Raw genomic sequence first — 20,465 nt, forward strand, 5'->3', positions numbered from 1 at the left:
AACAGAAAAATTATAGTGAGTTGTTCGTCAAAATTTCTGTAATCATAAATTATATCTGGTTTCTTACCTATTATTTTTTGTAGTCACAGGATGCTGACATGAATATCACTGAAAACGAATTTCAAATTGATAGCTCAAAACCCCATTTAGAATATATCTCTCAGTTTCGTGAAAAGAATGAGTACGAAGAAAAAATCAATGCTGCTTGGCGTATTGACGAAAGCGATTGTGTAGAAAACTTACTTGCACATAGCGAACTTTCAGACGAACTAAATGGCAATATTCAAGATCTTGCTTTCCAACTTGCGCATGCATTACGTGAACGTAAAGGTTCTAATGGCAAGGCTGGTATCGTTCAGGGTCTACTTCAAGAATTCTCTCTTTCTTCTCAAGAAGGCATTGCATTAATGTGCCTTGCGGAAGCATTGTTACGTATTCCAGATACAGCAACTCGTGACCTACTTATTCGTGACAAAATCAATCAAGGCAGCTGGAAAGAACATTTAGGCAATAGTAACCTCATGTTTGTAAACGCTGCTGCTTGGGGCTTAATGCTTACAGGCAAGTTGATGGAAACACCAAAACAAACAAGTTTAAGCAGTGTTTTAACGGGCTTACTTGCACGTTCAAGCCGTGGCATTATCCGTAAAGCAGTCGATGTTGCTATGCGTATGATGGGCGAACAATTCGTGACAGGCGAAACCATTGGCGAAGCGTTACAAAATGCCGAAGTACTTGAAGCAAAAGGTTTCCGTTATTCATACGATATGCTTGGTGAAGCTGCATTAACAGATCACGATGCAGAACGTTACTACCAAGACTATACCAATGCAATTCATGCCATTGGTAAAGCTGCTGCCGATAAAGATGTTTATGATGGCGCAGGTATCTCAATTAAGCTTTCTGCTTTACACCCTCGCTATGTCCGTGCGCAAATTGACCGCGTTCATGATGAGCTATATAGCAAAGTTTATAACCTTGCATTGTTGGCAAAACAATACAACATTGGTTTAAACATTGATGCTGAAGAAACAGATCGTTTAGAAATTTCTTTAGAGCTTTTGGAACGTCTTTGCTTCGAACCAAAACTTAAAGATTGGAAAGGTATTGGCTTTGTCATTCAAGCCTACCAAAAACGTTGTTTTTACGTTGTAGATTATATTATCGATCTAGCGAAACGTAGCGAAAAACGCTTAATGATTCGTTTGGTTAAAGGTGCTTACTGGGATAGCGAAATTAAAAAAGCGCAAATCGAAGGTATGTCAGACTACCCTGTTTTCACACGTAAAGTGCATACAGACTTGTCTTATATCGCGTGTGCTAAAAAACTACTTGCTGCACCAGAGCATATTTACCCTCAGTTTGCGACACACAACGCGCAATCTTTGGCAACCATTTACCAAATGGCTGATCCTGCTAAATACTACCCTGGTCAATATGAGTTCCAATGCCTACACGGTATGGGTGAACCACTATACGAACAAGTTGTAGGTCCTAAAAACGAAAATAAATTAGGCGTTCCTTGCCGTATTTACGCACCTGTAGGTAACCACGAAACACTATTGGCATACCTTGTACGTCGTTTACTCGAAAATGGTGCAAACACATCTTTCGTAAACCGTATTGCAGATAAAAATCTTAAAGTTGAAGATTTAATTGAAAATCCTCGCCAAACGATTACAGAAGCACAGCGTAAAGAAGGCAAAGTTGGTCAAAAACATCTTAGCATCCCTTTCCCTATCGATTTATACGGCTTTAACCGTAAAAACTCTTCAGGTTTAGACCTTGCGAACGATAAAGATTTGCTAGAACTGAATGCGACTGCAACTAAACTACAATCTCATCAATGGAATGCCGCACCTTTAGGCAAAGAAATTGTTGCAGATGAATCGGTTGTTGCTCTTAACATCATTAACCCTGCAAATCATAATGATGTTGTAGGTACAGTTCATGAAGCCACTTCTGCTCAAGTTGATGTGGCTTTAAATACTGCTGCAAATGCACAAAGCGATTGGATTAACACAGATAAAGATGTTCGTGCAGGTTGTTTATTACGTGCTGCTGACATCATGGAATCACGCTTACAAGAGCTCATGATCCTTCTTAGCCGTGAAAGTGGTAAAACATCTGCCAATGCGATTGCTGAAGTACGTGAAGCTGTAGATTTCCTACGTTATTACGCTTCACAAATCATCGATTTAGACAAAAATACAAACATTGAACCATTAGGTACAGTGTTATGTATTAGTCCTTGGAACTTCCCGCTTGCGATTTTCTCGGGTCAAATTGCCGCTGCACTTGTTGCGGGTAATACCGTTATTGCAAAACCTGCTGAACAAACACCGTTAATTGCAGCTGAAGCGATTCGTATTTTATGGTTAGCGGGCGTACCACAATCTGTTGTACAGCTTGTTCCTGGTCGTGGTGAAACTGTTGGTTCACAACTTAGCCAAGATGACCGCATTAAAGGCATCATGTTCACAGGTTCTACAGAAGTTGCAAAAATCTTGCAAAAAACTGTTGCTAACCGTTTAAGTAAAAATGGCACGCCTATTCCGTTAATTGCGGAAACTGGTGGTCAAAATGCCATGATCGTTGACTCATCTGCTTTAACTGAACAGGTTATTTTAGATGTTGTGAACTCGGCTTATGACAGTGCTGGTCAGCGTTGTTCAGCTTTACGTGTATTGTGTGTTCAAGAAGATAATGCTCAAAGCGTAATTACAATGCTTAAAGGTGCAATGCAACAACTACGTGTGGGCAATCCTGGTTTACTTAAAACAGATATTGGCCCTGTAATTGATGCTGAAGCTCAAGGTATTATTAGCAAGCACATTGAAAAAATGAGCGCTAAAGGTCATAAAGTTCATCAACTTATGCGTAATGCAAATCATGATGATCTTACAAATGGTACTTTCGTTCCACCAACACTAATTGAGCTTCCAAACCTTGACGACTTAGAACGTGAAGTATTTGGTCCTGTTCTACACTTAATTACCTATAAATACGGTCAATTAGAACAACTTTTAGATCATATTAATTCTAAAGGCTATGGCCTAACTATGGGCTTGCACACTCGTATTGATGAAACAATTCAATCTGTAGTTGCTAAGGCTCAAGTAGGTAACTTATACATCAACCGTAACATTGTTGGTGCTGTAGTTGGCGTTCAACCGTTTGGTGGTGAAGGCTTGTCTGGTACTGGCCCTAAAGCTGGTGGCCCGATTTATCTATATCGCTTAATGGAAAACTGTGATCGTAAAAAGTTAGCTACACCATATGCAACAGGCGAAATTACACCATTAACAGACAATAGTTCTGTATTGGAACAATTCAAAACTTGGGCGCAAAAAACGTTCCCACAATATGAATTGCAAATGCCTCAAGCATTCTGTGTAGGCAATAGCTATGAATTACACGGCCCTACTGGTGAAAGCAACCAATATGTTGTTGTGCCACGTGAACGTGTATTGTCTTTAGCAACGAATGAACGAGACCAAATTCAACAGTTACTTTCTATTTTTGCTGTAGGTAGCCAAGCGGTTGTTCTTGCGGAAAATACATTTATTTTGAAGTATATGTCTAGTATGCCAAAAGCTGTAATTGATAATATTAAGGTTGTAACTGACGTTGTAACTGGCGATTTTGAAGCAGTATTACATCATAATGATGCTTCTGAATTACTTGAATTACAGAAGAAAATTGCAAGCCGTAAAGGTGCGATTGTTGGTATTACTCACTTAAACTCAGGTGACTACAACATTCCACTAGAACGTTTTGTGATTGAACGTGCAATTAGTATTAACACTGCTGCTGCGGGTGGTAATGCAAGCTTAATGACTATGAATTAATTCATTTCATATAAAGTGAAAAGCCTATAACTTTATTGTTATAGGCTTTTTTATTACATTTAACTTTTTGGACTTACAATAATATTTGCAGTAATCGAATTTTTTAATAAATTAATTTAAGGTCGATATAATATTTCGTAATCATTTCCAATTTCTTGTTGTAATTCTTTTTTCATTTCATGTCCTATTTTAATAAATTCTTTTTCAGCTATAGCTGTTTGAAATTTTGAATCAGGTGGATAATTATCTACATAAATGGATTGATATTTATCATCCCAATTTTCAATTTTTTGTTTTAATTCAGCGGATATATTTAATTCGTAGTGATTTATTGGCTGAAAAAATTATCTTGTTCCAGCCAAATGGGATAGCACATAAATTCTGGTGATAACTTAAGGTATTTTTTCATAATATCATTATAAATTCTAAAATTAATATAATATGAGCTACATACTGTTTACTCGTTTTCAAACAGTAATTAATAAAATAATAACTTGATCATCTTTAACCTGATATACAAGTCGAAAACCAGCTTTTAATTTTATACAGCTAGCAAGGTTACCTTTAGCATATTATTTGGAATATGTGATTGTTCTATTACCTTAACAATGCTAGTTGGTACTTATTTCTCACATTTTAAGAATGTTGTACTGTAAGTTTTAAACCTAAAGCATTCACCACACGATTAATCGTATCAAAACGTGGTGCAGAATCCTGACGAAGTGCTTTATAAAGAGCTTCACGCCCAATACCTGCCTCTTTTGCAATTTGAGTCATTCCTCTTGCTTTAGCAATTACACCAAGCGCATGAGCAAGCTCAGCAGGATCATTCTCTTCAAGAACCATATTAAGATACATGACAATATCTTCTTCAGTTTTGAGAGACTCAGCCATGTCAAAACTTGGTAAATCAGCAACTTTAACCATTTTAATTCTCCAATATTTTTGAAAGTTTGACTGCTCGATCGATATCTTGCTGCTGTGTAGACTTATCACCACCACCCAGCATTACAATCACAACATCACCATGTTGGATATAGTACATCCGCCAACCAGAACCAAAGAACTTTCTCATTTCCCAAACACCATTTTGGAGAGGTTTAATATCTCCCCAATTTCCACGTTGAACCTTATCCAATCTACGGTTCAAGCGAATACGGGTCATATTGTCTTTAATTCCATCTAACCATTCATCAAATTCAGGTAGACGTTTAATTTCAATCATGAAGCTTCCTTTTCTTCTCACCCTATTGTATTCGATCAAGTACAATATACAAGTCCGTTCATCCTAATTTTGATGGATTTCACATAACAAGTATTAAGCTAAATGACTTCAAATCACTATTCTAATCATTAAACATTTTTTTCACACCACCCAGCACATACAGTTTTTTCGAGATTTTTACCAATTCCTTTAGTGTTCAACTGCAAACTTTGTTAACATCCCTGTTTTGAACATGTCTGTGATTTTTACTGCATTATGACTTCATCTTATCAGCAACAACTTGAAGCAAAAGTTGAACGTATTTCAGCGCAATTTGCCGAATTTAATCCTCCCTCATTAGAAGTATTTGCATCACCTGAACAAAACTTCCGTATGCGTGCAGAATTCCGTATTTGGCATACAGATGATGATATGTTTTATGCAATGTTTGAGCGCGATGAAGACAATCAAAAACAAGTTGTCCGTATTGATGAATTTCCAATTGCAGACTTAAGCATTAACCTATTAATGCCAAAACTGCTCGAAGCTTTAAAAGCAGAACCTATTCTTGCAAAACGCTTATTTGAAGTCGATTTTCTTGCGACATTAAGCGGTGAAATGCTTGTCACGCTTATTTACCATTGCAAACTTGAAGAAGAATGGGAAATTGCAGCAAAAGCATTATCAGAACAGCTTAATATCAAAATTTTTGGTCGTAGCCGTGGTCAAAAAGTTATTTTGACTGAAGATTATGTGGTAGAAGAACTACAAGTTTTTGACCGCAAATTTGCATACAAACAAATTGAAAGTAGCTTTACTCAGCCAAATGCTCAAGTGTGTCAAAAAATGCTTGAATGGGCATGTAATTGTGCAGAAAAAACAGATAAAGACTTATTAGAACTCTATTGTGGGAATGGTAACTTTACCCTTCCGCTTTCTTTAAAGTTTAACCGTGTATTGGCGACAGAACTTGCAAAGTCTTCTGTATATGCAGCACAGTGGAATATTGAAAAGAATGCAATAGACAACATTCAAGTGGCACGTTTATCTGCTGAAGAATTTACTCAAGCCTACAATGGCGAACGTGAATTTAGACGCTTAGAAGAAGCTGAAATAAATATTTCAAGCTATGACTTCAATACTGTGTTTGTAGATCCACCACGTGCAGGTATTGATGATGACACTTTAAAGCTATTACAGCGCTTTGAACGCATTATTTACATTTCATGTAACCCCGATACTTTACATGACAATCTTGCATTATTAAGTCAAACACATCGTATTACTAAATTTGCAATGTTCGACCAATTCCCATATACGCATCACGTAGAATCTGGCGTATTACTTGAAAAAATTTAAACAATTTGTTTCATGAAATAGTAATGTCATCAAAGAGGTGTAAATCCACACCTCTTTTTTATTTCATATAAATGAATAACTTATAATTATAGATACGTAAAAACATAAAAACTGTCTACTCTTTAAGCCAATGTTACAAAAATAACCCGTTCAAGTGGTGAAATAATCTATCAACAGGACTTGCATTATTTTTTAATTTGGCTATATTTCGATCTATGTTAGGTTGCGTATGAAGGCTCTATGAGTTTTTGGCAAAAGTTGTTCTCGAATGAACAACACAACGAACATAAGAACCAAATTTCTTGTGTTGAAAATGATTGCTCTTGTAAGACAAATGAACAATTAATTGAAGCTTTATCTAAAGCAACAGATGAAGATGTAATTGTCGGCATTAAAAAGGTTTTAGCCTCTCGAGGTTATAGCCGTAAAGAGTTAAATGAACTTCAGCATTTACCACTACAATAGTAGTGAAGAATGACCAAGAAGGTATTTAGTCTAAGACTAAATACCTTCTTTTTATGGTCTATCTAAAGATATCTGCAGAATTCATATCCTCATGTTTTAGATAATTTACATATCTTCGTTTTTTATGATTTAATTAAAGTGCTTAAAATAAACACATAAAAAAGACTAAGGATAAATATGAAAAATCTCATTTTACTAGGTATGGGGATTACACTTGCATCTTTAACGGCTTGCAGCAAAATGCCAAGCGAGTGCCAAGAGTCTTGGAACAAAATGGAGAAATTTGGTAAAAAGTTAGGTGTTCCCAAAGAGGAATTAGCACAAAGAAAAACGGATTTTGAAGAAAAAATTAGCCAGATGGATCCAAAAACAGCGACTCAACTTTGCGCTTCTCAAAACTCTATTCTAGAACTCAGCAAATAAGCCCTATTTCCCTATTAAACATTGAGTCCCGTCGATATCTGCAATCATTGGGCCTATATAGCGATATTGCGTATATCGTCCTAATTGAGGAATTAGGGCGGCAGATATTGAACCATCTAAATAAAGTGCTTTATTTACGTTTAATTCTGTTTTGAAAAAATTTGCAAAATTATAAAAATTAATCTTCTTATTGCTAATCACAAAGTAGATACCCTGCTCATTAACTCCCACACCGTTACGAATTTTCAAAGAATTTGAGTTTTTTACAAAGTGAGTATTAATCTGTCCATTCATTATCAACATTGGACCCGACTGAGTGGCATATTGATATTTTTCTAATGATTGAGAGAATTCTTGCGTAGTAAAGATATCAAATTTATTTTCATTCCATGCAAATATGCCATTGGGTTGAATAAAAAAATTACCAAATCCTTTAATTTGTGTATTGATTGAATATTTTTCTTCCGCTTTTTCTATATACAACCCTACAGGTTCATAATTTGAATGAAACATTCCTGCGTTCATCAAAAAATTAATTCTCTCACAATTGCTTAGACTATTTTCTACATTTTGAAATGTTTTATACATTGACCCATTTTCAGGTTTTTTTAAAAATAATTTTAAATTTTTGCTATTTGATAGAAAAATCACATCTGCATCAATATCGTTATTCTTAAACATCCATGTCTGAAACTCGGCTTGTAATGTACTCGACAAAGTCGCTAAAATTACGACATATACAATTTTCTGAATTTTCTTTTTTATTGTGAGTTTTGGCATTTGTATCATGATGTTTGTATTCGCATAGCGCTATCGTAATCTGAAATCAAACGCTGTAAAATATCAACTTAAAATACATTTGTAACTTTATTGGTAAATACGTCAATGCAACAGCAGAAAAAGCGATTTCCATTAGGGTCTCATCTCATTGTTACCCACTTTGGCTATACCCATCACGGGATTTACGCTGGTCGTGGGCGTGTCATTCATTATTCAGGTTTTGCCCATTTTTTTAAAAAACACCCTATTGAAATCACCTCAATGGACAAGTTCAGTTTCGGGAAACCTATAAAAGTCCAAAAATACAACAACCCTAGATACACAGGTCGTAAAGTGGTACGCCGTATGCGTAGCCGCATGCATGAAAATAACTATCATCTTATTATTAATAACTGCGAACACTTATGTACGTGGGCAATTACAGGTGTAGAAAGCAGTCCACAAGTCATTAAGATGATGAATCGCTTAACAACTATTGGCTACGTTAGTTCAGTCATGAGTTATATGAACAGCATGATGCTTACAGTGACCACAACATGCTTAGCCTTAGTTTTATATATTAAGAAAAAGTTACGTGAAAAAGCCAAAGCGCAAAAAGCACAGCTTGCAGCTTATTTTCAGTTAAAAGAACAAGACCACAAAAATCGGTAATTTTAAGTTTTTTCTCAATAAAAAAACCGCCATTTAGGCGGTTTTTTTATTTCACGAAATTACTTCGCAGGTTTAAAGCTATCTTTTAAATCTAAAATACGGTTAAACACAGGTTTTCCGCTTGTATGATCATGTTGATCTGCTACAAAGTAACCTTCACGTTCAAACTGAAAACGATCTTCAGGGTTTGCTTGTGCCAATGCAGGCTCAATTACCGCTTGAACCACTTTAAGTGATTCAGGCGTTAAGTTTGCAAGGAAGTCACCCCCCACTTCAGGATCAGACTCTGTGAATAAACGATCGTAGATACGAACTTCTGCAGGAATACCTTTAGTAGCAGAAACCCAATGTACAACACCTTTTACTTTACGGCCTTCAGGATTTTTACCTAAAGTTTCAGGATCAATTGAACATTTAAGTTCTACAACTTCACCATTTTCATCTTTAATCACTTCATCGCACTTAATTACATAAGCATGACGTAAACGTACTTCACCATCTGTCGTTAAACGCTTAAAACCTTTTGGTGGGACTTCTTCAAAGTCTTTACGATCGATATAAATTTCAGATGTTAACGGAATAACACGTTCACCCATATCTACGTTTGGATGACGTGAATGAACCAAATCCATCGCTTCAGGCAAATTCGTTAAAGTCACTTTAAGTGGATTTAACACCGCCATACCACGCGCTGCGGTATTTTCTAAAGATTGACGAATGCAGTATTCAAGCATTGCAACATCTACAATACTGCCATCAACTTTGGTTACACCCACACGCTTACAAAAATCACGTAAACCTTCTGGCGTAAAACCACGACGACGCATACCAACAACTGTAGGCATACGAGGGTCATCCCAACCAGTTACAAAGCCACCTTCTACAAGCTTACGAAGCTTACGTTTAGAAGTAATGGTGTAATCGACATTTAAACGGCTAGATTCATACTGATGTGGAACAGCAGGAGATTTAACTTTCTCTACAACCCAGTCATAAAATGGACGATGATCGACAAACTCTAATGTACAAAGTGAATGCGTTACACCTTCAATGGCATCTGATAATGGATGCGCATAGTCGTACATTGGGTACATCTTCCATTTATCACCTGTTTGATGATGTTCAGAATGAAGTACGCGGTACAAAATAGGATCACGCATATGGATGTTTGGAGATGCCATATCAATTTTGGCACGTAGAACAGCTTGTCCTTCACCTAACTCACCATTACGCATTTGTTCAAAACGCGCTAAGTTTTCTTCGATAGTTGCATCGCGTTGCGGAGAGTTTTTACCAAGATCTACAAAGTTACCTCGGTTTAAGCGAATTTCTTCAGCAGTTTGTAAATCTACATAAGCATCGCCTTGCTGAATCAATTGAACAGCCCATGTATAAAGCTGATCGAAATAGCTAGATGCATAACGTGGTTCGCCATTCCATTCAAAACCTAACCATTTCACGTCATTGGCAATACCATCAACATATTCTTGTTCTTCGGCATCTGGGTTTGTATCGTCAAAACGAAGGTTACATAAACCTTCGAACTCTTTTGCGATACCAAAGTTTAAGCAAATTGCCTTCACGTGACCAATATGCAAGTAACCATTTGGTTCTGGCGGGAAACGTGTTACAACTTGTTGTGCGCGGCCAGCATCTAAATCGTCTGTAATGACTTGACGTACAAAGTCCAAGCCTGGCTGTTGTTCTTGCTGCACAGCATCGACAGAGGCATTGTTACTTGGTGTCGGATTGTTCGGCAGAGATGAAACAACATCATTTGGCTTCATAGTAGTAAAATCACTTTTAAAATAAAAAATTGGATAATTAAAACGCTTTTCTGTATTTTTAACAAAGAAAATAACGTTTTTACTTGCCTTGTAGTTTACAGTTTGCTTATGCTTCTCACAACCAAAAAACCCATGGCTTTCATGTCCATGTAAAGGAGATTACACAATGAGTTTTCCTCAAGTTGAATTAAACACCAATAAAGGCCGTATTGTTCTTGAACTGAATGCTGAAAAAGCACCTATCACAGTTGCTAATTTCTTAGAATACGTTCGTGACGGTTTCTATGATGGCGTGATTTTCCACCGTGTAATTGATGGTTTCATGATCCAAGGCGGTGGCATGGATGAAAACTTCAAAGAAAAAGCAACACGTGATGCAATCGAAAACGAAGCTGACAACGGCTTAACAAACGATTTGGGTACAATCGCTATGGCGCGTACTCAAGCACCTCACTCTGCTTCTGCTCAATTCTTCATTAACGTTGGCAACAACGGTTTCCTTAACCACTCTGGCAAAACTGCTCAAGGTTGGGGTTATGCAGTATTTGGTAAAGTAACTGAAGGTTTAGATGTTGTGAATGCAATTAAAGGCGTTCGTACTGGCAACCGCGGTTACCATGCAGATGTTCCTTTAGAGAACGTTGTAATCGAATCTGCTAAAATCATTTCTGAATAAGAATCCCTCCCGACCTCCCTTTTTAAAGGGAGGAGAAAGTCCCTCTTTTATAAAGAGGGATTTAGGGAGATTCTAAAAAGGAAAAGATTCGTGACCTATCTGTTTATCTCAGATTTACATTTGTCACCCGATCACCCTCTACTTGTTAGAGGGTTTTTGGATTTGTTAAAAGAATACGAAAATAAAAACACACAACTTTATATTCTTGGTGATTGGTTTAATGCTTGGATTGGCGATGATTACAGCGCCCCATGGCTAGATGAAATTGTTTTAGCACTGCAAAAATTTAATGCATCTGGAAATGAAATTTATTTCCAATTTGGTAATCGGGATTTTGCACTTGGTCAAAAATTTTTAAATAAATTTAATGGTCACTTATTAAAAGATGTCGATTATTTAGAACTTTCTCATGTGAAAATTCGCCTAGAACATGGCGACTTACTTTGCACAGATGATATCTCTTATCAAAAGTTTCGTAAAGTTATTCGCAATCCGCTACTTTTAGGCTTTTTAAAAAGTATGCCTTTAAGTTTTAGACAAAAACTTGCCAACGGCTTTCGTAAAAAAAGTTCCGAAACTAAAGAATTAAAGTCTTATGACATTATGGATGTGAATCAACATGCTGTAGAAGATGCTTTGAAGCAAGTAGATTTACTGATTCACGGTCATACTCACCGCCCCCAAATTCATGATGTAAATGGGAAAAAAAGAATTGTTTTAGGTGATTGGCGCGAACATGAAGCACAAATATTAGAAGTTCAAACCCCTATCAATACCTCTAAAGTTACATTAACAACTTGGAGGTATTGATAAACGTGATTAAAATTATGCCTAATTAAGCTATACTATTCTTGTCTAAATAAGCATGTCTCACTTCTGGCATATCATTTAATAATTTGAGTAATATCCTCAGCATTTGTTGATGTTGCAATTAAAGTTGCTGCAATCTCCACATCCTCCTCACCAAAAAGATCAACCTCAATATCTTGTGGTGGATAATTGTACCGATTTAAAGCTTCATTTAATCTATCCATCACCTGCTTACTAAATCTCCTATCACAAATGATATAAATAACATTTAGAAGTTCAGATTCATCATCTAAAGGTCTACGGTCAATTGCATGGCCAATTGGACGCAATAAAATATTTGCAGCAAGAATAAATATAGTCGCTAATATAGCTTCTGCAATTAAGTCAGAACCTGCAGCAGCACCAATTGCAGCAGAACACCATAAAGTTGCAGCAGTATTTAAACCATGAATATTACCTTCTTCCCGCATAATGACACCAGCTCCTAAAAAACCGATGCCAGATACAACATAAGCTATTACACGAACAGCACCATCGCTCCCATGTAGCGAAACTGCAATATCTACGAAGATGGCAGCGCCTAACGCAACCAAAACATTGGTGCGCAGGCCTGCAGTTCGTTGCCGATACTGTCTTTCAAATCCGATTAAACCACCTAATATAAAGGCTGTTAATAGACTTAAAAAAGTATCTGCGATTTTATCAATATGAATATACTCTAGAAACTTCATATGTCTTATTGCCAACCATAACGCTTAACATAGAAACTCTTCATCATTTGAGTTAACAGCATATAAGCCAATAAAATGAGTGGTAAGTAAATAAAGTATTGAAGTGGTAATGCTTGTAATTTAACGTATTCCGCCCAAGGTCCCATTGGTAAGAATATACCAATACACATAATAATGACCGTCATTACAATAAGTGGCAAAGCAGCGCGACTTTGAATGAAAGGTATTTTTGATGTACGAATCATATGTACAATAAGTGTTTGGGTGAGCAAACCAACAACAAACCAACCCGATTGAAATAATGTTTGATTCTCAACTGTATTTGCTGAAAAAACATACCACATAAGAGCAAAAGTCAATATATCAAAGATCGAACTAATTGGACCAAAAAAGATCATAAAACGACCAATTTCTTTTGGTTGCCAACGTTGAGGTTCTTTTAAAAGCTCTTCATCAACATTATCAAATGGAATTGCAATTTGAGATACATCATATAGTAAGTTTTGTAGCAATAAGTGTATTGGTAACATAGGTAAGAAAGGCAAGAATGCGCTAGCAACCAATACAGAAAAAACGTTACCAAAGTTTGAACTTGCCGTCATTTTTATGTATTTCAACATATTAGCAAATGTTCGTCTTCCTTCTAAAACGCCTTGCTCTAATACCATTAAGCTTTTTTCAAGTAAAATAAGATCGGCTGACTCTTTCGCAATATCTACAGCTGTATCTACAGAAATACCAATATCTGCTGTTCTTAACGCGGCAGCATCATTAATACCATCACCTAAGAATCCAACAACATGTCCATTTTGCTTGAGCTGTATGACAATTCGTTCTTTATGCAATGGACTTAATTTAGCAAAAATATGATATTTTTGAACAGCTTCTTTAAGAGCCTGATCATCCATCTCATCTATATGATCACCAAGTATAACTTTGTCGCTTTTTAGACCAATATCCGCACAAACTTTTTGTGTAACATATTCATTATCTCCAGTTAAAACTTTAACTGTTACACCATGATCATCTAAAGCTTTTATTGCCTGACGTGAACTATCTTTTGGAGGGTCTAAAAATGCTAAGAACCCGCACAATATTAGATTACTTTCATCTGCAACAGAAAAGTCGGTTTTTTGAGACTCAACATCAAGATATGCCAAGGCAATAACACGCAATCCATCACTATTATAGCTTTGGCTATTCTTTTGGATTTTATGAATAAGCTCAGGAGTTAAATCAACAATTTTATGATTAATTTCTACTTGGCTACAAATTTGAAGCATTTCTTCAACTGCGCCTTTCGTAATAATTCTAACGTTCTTTTGTGGTGTATTAACAATAACCGACATCCGTCGACGTTCAAAGTCAAAAGGGATTTCATCTAATTTACTATAGCGAAGCTTCTCCATTTTTATTTCTGTATTAGCATGCTCTAGCACTGCAACATCAAGTAAATTTTTCAATCCTGTTTGATAGTAACTATTAATATATGCTAATAAAAGTACATGATCAGAATGATCTCCCATTACATCAATATGCTTAGATAAAATAATTTTATCTTGTGTTAATGTACCTGTTTTATCTGTACAAAGAACATCCATTGCACCAAAATTTTGAATTGCATCTAACCGCTTTACAATAACTTTTTTACGCGACAGAAAGACTGCACCTTTAGCCAAGGTTGAAGTCACAATCATGGGTAACATTTCAGGTGTCAAACCAACAGCTACAGACAAAGCAAATAACAGTGCTTCAGACCAATCACCTTTTGTATATCCATTAATGAATAATACAATGGGTGCCATAACCAACATAAAGCGAATTAACAGCCAACTAACTTGGTTAACCCCCAATTGAAATGAAGTTGTCACACGATCATTATTCGTTACTCTTTTAGCAATAGCACCAAAATATGTTTGATTTCCTGTTGTTAGTACAACTGCGGTTGCAGTACCAGAGACAATATTGGTTCCCATAAAAACAATATTATCCAAAGACATCGCATTACTTACATCTTGCTGTAAATGCGTTGCAAATTTTTCTACAGGCATTGATTCGCCAGTCATTGTTGCTTGAGAAACAAATAAGTCTTTTGCAAATATAATTCGACAATCTGCAGGAACCATATCACCTGCTGAAAGTTTGATAATATCACCAGGAACCAAATATTTTGTTGGAATTTCAATAGTCTTAGATTGTCCTAAATCATCAACATCAGTTGCTAATGGTGTTGATTTAGTATCCTTTCTTCTGCGTATTACGTGAGACTTATTACTCACCATTGACCGTAAAGTATCCGCAGCTTTATTAGATTTAGCTTCCTGCCAAAAACGTAGTAAAGTCGATAAAATCACCATAATAGAAATAATGATTGTACCTTCTGTGTCTTCAGTCAATGCTGCAATAATTGCTAAAATCGTTAACAAAATATTGAAAGGGTTTTTATAGCAGTACCAAAGGTGTTGCCACCATTGCAATGGCTTTTCATGATTCAGCTCATTAATGCCATATTTTTGAAGACGACTATCAACTTCATCTTCATATAATCCATCAGAGTGAGTTTTTAAATCTATAAAAAGTTCCTCTGTGTCTTTCAATGCATCATGTTTCAATTTTTGTGAAAGTTGTTCTCCAACCTGTTGCGCATAACTAGATTGTTGCAATTCACGTAGCGATGTAGCTTTTAAAAAATGTTGTGTTAGATGAAATTTTTTCAAAAAACGTAAAAATATTTGTTGCCAGAGGTTGCGAATCATGTCGATTCTCCTACTTTAGACAATAGAAATCTCTTAGCTTTACCAAAGGTAAAACCAACTTTTATGTAAGGATGTAAACTAAATTTAGAAGGAAGCAGAAGCCCAGCTTAGGCCAATACCAACCCATGAGGGAGGCTTAGACTGTAGCGTTTGCCCATATGAGGTATAGATAGATAGTTTTTCTGGTATGATTTGATAGTGATATACAAGCTGTGTAGATGTAACCGAGTCTGAATCAGACTTGTAGAATTCCAAACTCAACTTATTGAGTTCATTGAAGTTACATGTAGATGCCAGACTCCACATCTTATCTAAATGATGATCAGATTGAGTCCATCCCATGTTCACATCCAACTGTAAACTTTCAGCAAGATATAGTGATAATGGCACATTAAATTGCCACTGTTCCAAAGTCTCATTCTGTTTTGGTTGATATTGTACACTCGCTGCGACAGCAAAATAATCATGCATAATCAAAGGCTTTTTTATTTGAAATGCATAACTATTTAAACCATCTTCCGAAGATAATGGTACAGAAAACTCCAATTGGTTAAATAAATTACATGCAGGTGTTAATTCAATATTACTTGAATGATTTCGTGAATTGTGTGATAGCTCAATTTGACACTGATTAACATCTACAATTCCCGCATCATCGGTAATTAACAAAGGTGCCGCCCACGTTTTTTGCCCAAATACGGCTAAAAACAGAAGCGATACATAAAATGATGCTGTAAAGAAAATATAAGGCACACGATACTCCCCATCACTGAGGCGGAATATGACCAAGTGAGATAAACAATCACGTTATCAAAATGATAAAATGATTATTTTCATTAAAGTATAAGCTTTTATTGGACTTAAGCCATCTCATTGCAAGACAGCATCCTTTGTGGAGTCTGTTGCGTTTAGATGGATAAATCTGTGTTATTAAAACACCTACAACTTTGACAACTTCCCACAGAGGGTCTCCGCTTTTAAAAATTCGAAGGCAGTATATTTAAAAAAAAAATTAATTCCTAGTTAAATTTTTAGTGAGAAATACAGTATTAGAAAAATCATAATTTTCTAATATAAAAATATAAATCATTCTTGAGCTCTTTCACTGGTACAAAAAAACTCATATTTTCCCTGACCATATATATACGTTATATCTAAAATTAACCTTTTAATCTAATTTAAGAGTTGTATTTAATGTATTTTTCTCACAATAATATTACAGTTCAAATTTAAATCAGTTTTTTCACATAGGCAAAACCAACGAATAAAAAGCTCCTCACTCAGACTCAAATCTGAACTTTAATTGCTCTCTTTTTTAATCTTTATAGGCGATTAAAAACTAAAAATCAATTCAAAATAACAATAATAAGTGCAACTTTAAACACCTCTTATTTTTAAGAATTACTTAATAATTAAATTAATATTCTGAGGTCATACAATTAAGATCCCCATAACTTAATCTCGACTAAAGTACATTTTTCTTGTTTTTATAATTCTAATATTTTAAATTTCAGCTCTGTGACATATAGACATAGAAATATATACAACAGTAATTCTTCTACTATTACTTCCAAAATGATATTGCGTAAAATATGAAATATTACACAAGAGGATTCAACTCCATGGATTTGTTAAACGTTTCAAAAACTCGATATGCAACAAAAGCATACGATTCAAGCAAAAAAATCTCTCAAGAACAATTTGAACGTTTATTAGAAATTTTACGTTTTGCACCATCTTCAATCAATATTCAGCCTTGGCACTATTTTATTGCAGACAACATAGCTGCAAAACAGCGTATTGCCAAAGCACTCATTGGTAAATACGCCTATAACGCACCCAAAGTACTAGATTCTTCACATACTATTTTATTCTGTACAAAAGCAGACATTACAAAAGAACACCTAGCAAACCTACTTAATCGTGATGATTTAAGCGGTCGCTTTAAAGATGAAACCGCGAAACAAGCCCAGAAAGATGCTCGTACAGGATATGTAGACTATTACCGTAATGAAAAAGGTGATATTCAACGTTGGGCAGAAAACCAAACATTTATTGCGCTTGGGCAGATGCTACTTACAGCAGGTATTGAAAACCTAGATGCAACGCCAATTGGCGGTTTCGATGAAGCAATCATTTCCGAAGAACTAGGCTTAGCAGAAAAAGGTTTAGTTCCTTCTGTCATTATGACTTTAGGTTTCCATAGCGAAAATGACTTTAATGCAAAGTTGCCAAAATCACGTTTAAGTGCTGAAGAAATTTTCACTCATCTTTAAATAGAATCTAAAAAATAGGGACTTCATGTCCCTATTTTTTGGCATAGCTATTGCTTATTTTTTATACAAAATAAAAAACTGGAGAATAAATATGGCTCTTGCACTTATGCCTTTAAAATTTGAATGTTCTGCATGTCAGCATCAGTATTATCAACATTACAAAGATTCTGAGCTGCATTATCCCAACTGCCCTCATTGCCATAAAAATGGCTTACTTATGGGTACAGCAGAACCAGATGACTTACTGAAACATCCTTATGATTTAGTCTGTAGTATTTTTAAATCATTGAATAAGCCAAGCAAGCAACACTTGTAATAGCTAGAACTAAACCAATACCCGAAGCGGTTTTTAATCTCTCTTTAAAGAAGATTAAACCGCTTAAAACACCAAACACGACAACAAGAATATTCATTCCTGCAAAAACCACAGCAGGACTATCTTTTAACAACATGTGTGCTTTTACATACAATGCAATATTGGCAAAATTCATAAAACCCAGTAGTGCGCCAGCGCCTATATTTTTAAATTGACCAATACTTTTAAATTTAATAAAAATATAACTTAAAGATAAGACAAACGCACAAATAAACATCAAATTTAAAGCCACAGAAAACTGCAAACCCAAACCTGTTGTGTATTTTAGCAATACATCTATTAAGGCATAACCCACCCAAACCAAAGCCAAATACACAATGCTTTGATTACTACCACTGCCTTTAGATTTATTTGAGAGTAAAATGAGTAATACTGCGAATATTCCTAAGACTATTCCCGCAATTTTTAAATTATTGAATTGTTCATTAAAAATAAAATACGCAGCTAAAAGCGATAAAACAACAGATAATCGCTGAGCAATTTCTGTTTTTAGAATACCTGCTGTTTGTAAGGATTTAGACAAAAATAAGAAAACACTCGGTAAAAGAATACCCAAAGCGATAATAAGTAACCACGGCGTTTTCACCAAAGAAATATGTTGTAAATCTGGCTTAAACCATAAAAAGCACAAAACACTCGCAATCGCATAATTCCAAGTGATCATTTGAATAGAGTCAAATCCCCTATTTTTCATAACTTTTAGAAAAATTGAGACAAAGACGCTACACAATGCAGCTGCAAGTATTAATTCCATATTTTCATCTACTTATGTTTTTGCTTATAGAATTCTTTTTGTTAAATAAAAGCCCACAATTTGTGGGCTTTTATTTTTATAAACACTTACTTTCGCAATTATTTATAGCGTTCAACCATTTTCTCTAAAGAAATTGGACGAATTTTGTCAGCATTGCCCGCAGTACCAAATGCTTCATAACGATCGATACAAATTTGTTTCATTGCATCAACAGTTGCAGAGAAGAATTTACGTGGGTCAAATTCGCTTGGTTTTTCAGCCATCATACGGCGCATAGCACCTGTAGACGCTAAACGTAAGTCTGTATCGATGTTGATTTTACGAACACCGTGTTTGATTGCGTCAACCAATTGCTCAACAGGAACACCGTAAGTTTCACCGATATTACCGCCAAATTCATTGATTACAGCTAACCATTCTTGAGGAACAGAGCTTGAACCGTGCATTACAAGATGCGTATTTGGTAACGCAGCATGAATTTCTTTAATACGGTCAATCGCTAAGATATCGCCTGTAGGTGGACGAGTGAACTTGTAAGCACCATGTGAAGTACCTACAGCAATCGCCAATGCATCTACATTTGTATCTGCAACGAAGCTACGTGCTTCTTCAACAGAAGTAAGAAGTTGAGAATGATCTAGAACGCCTTCTGCGCCTACGCCATCTTCTTCACCAGCCATACCAGTTTCAAGGCTACCTAAGCAACCAATTTCACCTTCAACCGACACACCACAAGCATGCGCCATTTGAACTGTACGACGAGTTACATCTACGTTGTATTCGTAACTTGTTGGTGTTTTACCATCTGCACCCAAAGAACCATCCATCATTACAGATGAAAAGCCCAATTGGATAGAACGCTGACATACATCAGGGTCTGTACCATGATCTTGGTGCATAACCACTGGAATATGCGGCCATTCTTCAATTGCAGCCAAAATTAGGTGACGTAAAAATGGTGCGCCTGCATACTTACGAGCACCGGCAGATGCTTGTACGATAACAGGTGAATTAGTTGCATCAGCAGCTAACATAATTGCACGCATTTGTTCTAAGTTGTTTACGTTAAATGCTGGTACGCCGTAAGCATGTTCGCCGGCGTGATCCAAGAGCTGGCGCAATGAAATAAGAGCCATAATATCCTCCCAGGTAATGTCCCATATTCTACATTGGGATTTGTTTCAATTCAGCAACAATTCGTATCTTTTAAAAAAAAAGTCCTCATATCGTGAGGACTTTTACAAAAATAACCATAACTCGCCCTATTGAGCGAGTTTTATGGCTTATTTTTCTTCATGCGCTGTTGCAGCATCTGCAGGTGCATTTGCAATTTCAGCAGGAACATCTGTATTTTTCTCATCTAACACAGGTTTATCAATTGCATCAATTGCGGCTTGTTGTTCTGGTGTAGCTTGGGCAGACTCTGTAACTACTGCAGATGCATCGGCTTCTGATGCAGGTGCCTGTTCTTGTTTTGAACATGCTGCTAAAGTTAAAGATGTTGCTAATAATGCAGCCAATGCTAATTGTTGTTTCATCACACATACCTTATATCGAATGATTGAA

The 20,465-nt window shown here is 35.9% G+C and carries 18 protein-coding genes and 2 pseudogenes; 9 read left to right on the plus strand and 11 right to left on the minus strand.

Features of this window, described 5'->3' with window-relative positions; all coding sequences use genetic code 11:
- The first annotated feature begins 98 nt into the window (after window positions 1-98).
- Window positions 99-3,851, plus strand: coding sequence for a trifunctional transcriptional regulator/proline dehydrogenase/L-glutamate gamma-semialdehyde dehydrogenase (gene putA / locus GTK57_RS13175; RefSeq protein ID WP_163124004.1), 3,753 nt, complete (start codon window positions 99-101; stop codon window positions 3,849-3,851).
- 467 nt (window positions 3,852-4,318) lie between these two features.
- Here putA and GTK57_RS14855 read toward each other — a convergent pair.
- From GTK57_RS14855 to GTK57_RS13185, 3 genes and pseudogenes are all read right to left on the minus strand, one after another.
- A pseudogene (locus GTK57_RS14855) lies at window positions 4,319-4,461 on the minus strand (type II toxin-antitoxin system RelE family toxin).
- 26 nt (window positions 4,462-4,487) lie between these two features.
- The gene (locus GTK57_RS13180; protein WP_163124007.1) at window positions 4,488-4,778 is read right to left on the minus strand and encodes an addiction module antidote protein; all 291 of its coding nucleotides are present in this window, start codon (window positions 4,776-4,778) and stop codon (window positions 4,488-4,490) included.
- 1 nt (window position 4,779) lies between these two features.
- Window positions 4,780-5,076: a type II toxin-antitoxin system RelE/ParE family toxin gene (locus GTK57_RS13185; RefSeq protein WP_163124010.1), complete on the minus strand. Its 297-nt coding sequence runs from the start codon at window positions 5,074-5,076 to the stop codon at window positions 4,780-4,782.
- A gap of 255 nt (window positions 5,077-5,331) precedes the next feature.
- On the opposite strand from GTK57_RS13185, the gene trmA reads away from it, so the two are divergent.
- The 3 genes from trmA to GTK57_RS13200 all read left to right on the plus strand — a co-directional run bounded on the left by trmA (window position 5,332) and on the right by GTK57_RS13200 (window position 7,302).
- On the plus strand, window positions 5,332-6,414 hold the full coding sequence (gene trmA, locus GTK57_RS13190; protein WP_163124013.1) for a tRNA (uridine(54)-C5)-methyltransferase TrmA: 1,083 nt from the start codon (window positions 5,332-5,334) through the stop codon (window positions 6,412-6,414).
- A 240-nt stretch (window positions 6,415-6,654) separates the two neighbouring features.
- Window positions 6,655-6,879, plus strand: coding sequence for a hypothetical protein (locus tag GTK57_RS13195; RefSeq protein WP_152872991.1), 225 nt, complete (start codon window positions 6,655-6,657; stop codon window positions 6,877-6,879).
- A 177-nt stretch (window positions 6,880-7,056) separates the two neighbouring features.
- Window positions 7,057-7,302 carry a hypothetical protein gene (locus tag GTK57_RS13200; protein WP_163124016.1) on the plus strand — a complete coding sequence of 82 codons (246 nt, stop codon included), beginning with the start codon at window positions 7,057-7,059 and terminating at the stop codon, window positions 7,300-7,302.
- Window positions 7,303-7,305: 3 nt separating this feature from the next.
- Here GTK57_RS13200 and GTK57_RS13205 read toward each other — a convergent pair whose 3' ends face one another.
- Window positions 7,306-8,082: a phosphodiester glycosidase family protein gene (locus GTK57_RS13205; protein ID WP_163124019.1), complete on the minus strand. Its 777-nt coding sequence runs from the start codon at window positions 8,080-8,082 to the stop codon at window positions 7,306-7,308.
- 105 nt (window positions 8,083-8,187) lie between these two features.
- Between GTK57_RS13205 and GTK57_RS13210 the strand changes: the two genes are divergently transcribed.
- Window positions 8,188-8,733: a lecithin retinol acyltransferase family protein gene (locus GTK57_RS13210; protein WP_163124022.1), complete on the plus strand. Its 546-nt coding sequence runs from the start codon at window positions 8,188-8,190 to the stop codon at window positions 8,731-8,733.
- 59 nt (window positions 8,734-8,792) lie between these two features.
- Here GTK57_RS13210 and GTK57_RS13215 read toward each other — a convergent pair whose 3' ends face one another.
- On the minus strand, window positions 8,793-10,520 hold the full coding sequence (locus GTK57_RS13215) for a glutamine--tRNA ligase/YqeY domain fusion protein (RefSeq protein WP_163124025.1): 1,728 nt from the start codon (window positions 10,518-10,520) through the stop codon (window positions 8,793-8,795).
- A gap of 166 nt (window positions 10,521-10,686) precedes the next feature.
- Here GTK57_RS13215 and GTK57_RS13220 point away from each other — a divergent pair, with 166 nt between their 5' ends.
- Both GTK57_RS13220 and GTK57_RS13225 read left to right on the plus strand, forming a co-directional pair.
- The gene (locus tag GTK57_RS13220; RefSeq protein WP_152873001.1) at window positions 10,687-11,196 is read left to right on the plus strand and encodes a peptidylprolyl isomerase; all 510 of its coding nucleotides are present in this window, start codon (window positions 10,687-10,689) and stop codon (window positions 11,194-11,196) included.
- A gap of 90 nt (window positions 11,197-11,286) precedes the next feature.
- A complete protein-coding gene (locus GTK57_RS13225; protein WP_163124028.1) occupies window positions 11,287-12,006 on the plus strand; it encodes a UDP-2,3-diacylglucosamine diphosphatase in 720 nt (239 codons plus the stop codon).
- Window positions 12,007-12,031: 25 nt separating this feature from the next.
- Here the strand turns inward: GTK57_RS13225 and GTK57_RS13230 are convergent.
- From GTK57_RS13230 to GTK57_RS13240, 3 genes and pseudogenes are all read right to left on the minus strand, one after another.
- Window positions 12,032-12,737: pseudogene (locus tag GTK57_RS13230) on the minus strand (MgtC/SapB family protein).
- Between the two features lie 5 nt (window positions 12,738-12,742).
- A complete protein-coding gene (gene mgtA / locus GTK57_RS13235) occupies window positions 12,743-15,493 on the minus strand; it encodes a magnesium-translocating P-type ATPase (RefSeq protein WP_163124031.1) in 2,751 nt (916 codons plus the stop codon).
- Window positions 15,494-15,577: 84 nt separating this feature from the next.
- Complete coding sequence (locus tag GTK57_RS13240; RefSeq protein WP_163124034.1) at window positions 15,578-16,246, minus strand: hypothetical protein; 669 nt, start codon at window positions 16,244-16,246, stop codon at window positions 15,578-15,580.
- 869 nt (window positions 16,247-17,115) lie between these two features.
- Here GTK57_RS13240 and nfsB point away from each other — a divergent pair.
- Entirely contained in the window at window positions 17,116-17,769 is a 654-nt protein-coding gene (gene nfsB / locus GTK57_RS13245; RefSeq protein ID WP_152875592.1) for an oxygen-insensitive NAD(P)H nitroreductase, read from the plus strand.
- Window positions 17,770-17,860: 91 nt separating this feature from the next.
- On the plus strand, window positions 17,861-18,085 hold the full coding sequence (locus GTK57_RS13250) for a hypothetical protein (RefSeq protein ID WP_152875593.1): 225 nt from the start codon (window positions 17,861-17,863) through the stop codon (window positions 18,083-18,085).
- On the opposite strand, the gene GTK57_RS13255 is transcribed toward GTK57_RS13250, so the two are convergent.
- The 3 genes from GTK57_RS13255 to GTK57_RS13265 all read right to left on the minus strand — a co-directional run bounded on the left by GTK57_RS13255 (window position 18,048) and on the right by GTK57_RS13265 (window position 20,437).
- The gene (locus GTK57_RS13255; RefSeq protein ID WP_152875595.1) at window positions 18,048-18,899 is read right to left on the minus strand and encodes a DMT family transporter; all 852 of its coding nucleotides are present in this window, start codon (window positions 18,897-18,899) and stop codon (window positions 18,048-18,050) included. The genes GTK57_RS13250 and GTK57_RS13255 overlap by 38 nt on opposite strands.
- A 98-nt stretch (window positions 18,900-18,997) precedes the next feature.
- Complete coding sequence (gene fba, locus GTK57_RS13260) at window positions 18,998-20,035, minus strand: class II fructose-bisphosphate aldolase (RefSeq protein WP_152875597.1); 1,038 nt, start codon at window positions 20,033-20,035, stop codon at window positions 18,998-19,000.
- A gap of 147 nt (window positions 20,036-20,182) precedes the next feature.
- Window positions 20,183-20,437, minus strand: a complete 255-nt coding sequence (locus GTK57_RS13265; RefSeq protein ID WP_163124037.1) for a hypothetical protein — start codon at window positions 20,435-20,437, stop codon at window positions 20,183-20,185.
- Window positions 20,438-20,465: the final 28 nt, after the last annotated feature.

Source organism: Acinetobacter portensis (genome assembly GCF_010646905.1).
Lineage (GTDB): Bacteria > Pseudomonadota > Gammaproteobacteria > Pseudomonadales > Moraxellaceae > Acinetobacter > Acinetobacter portensis.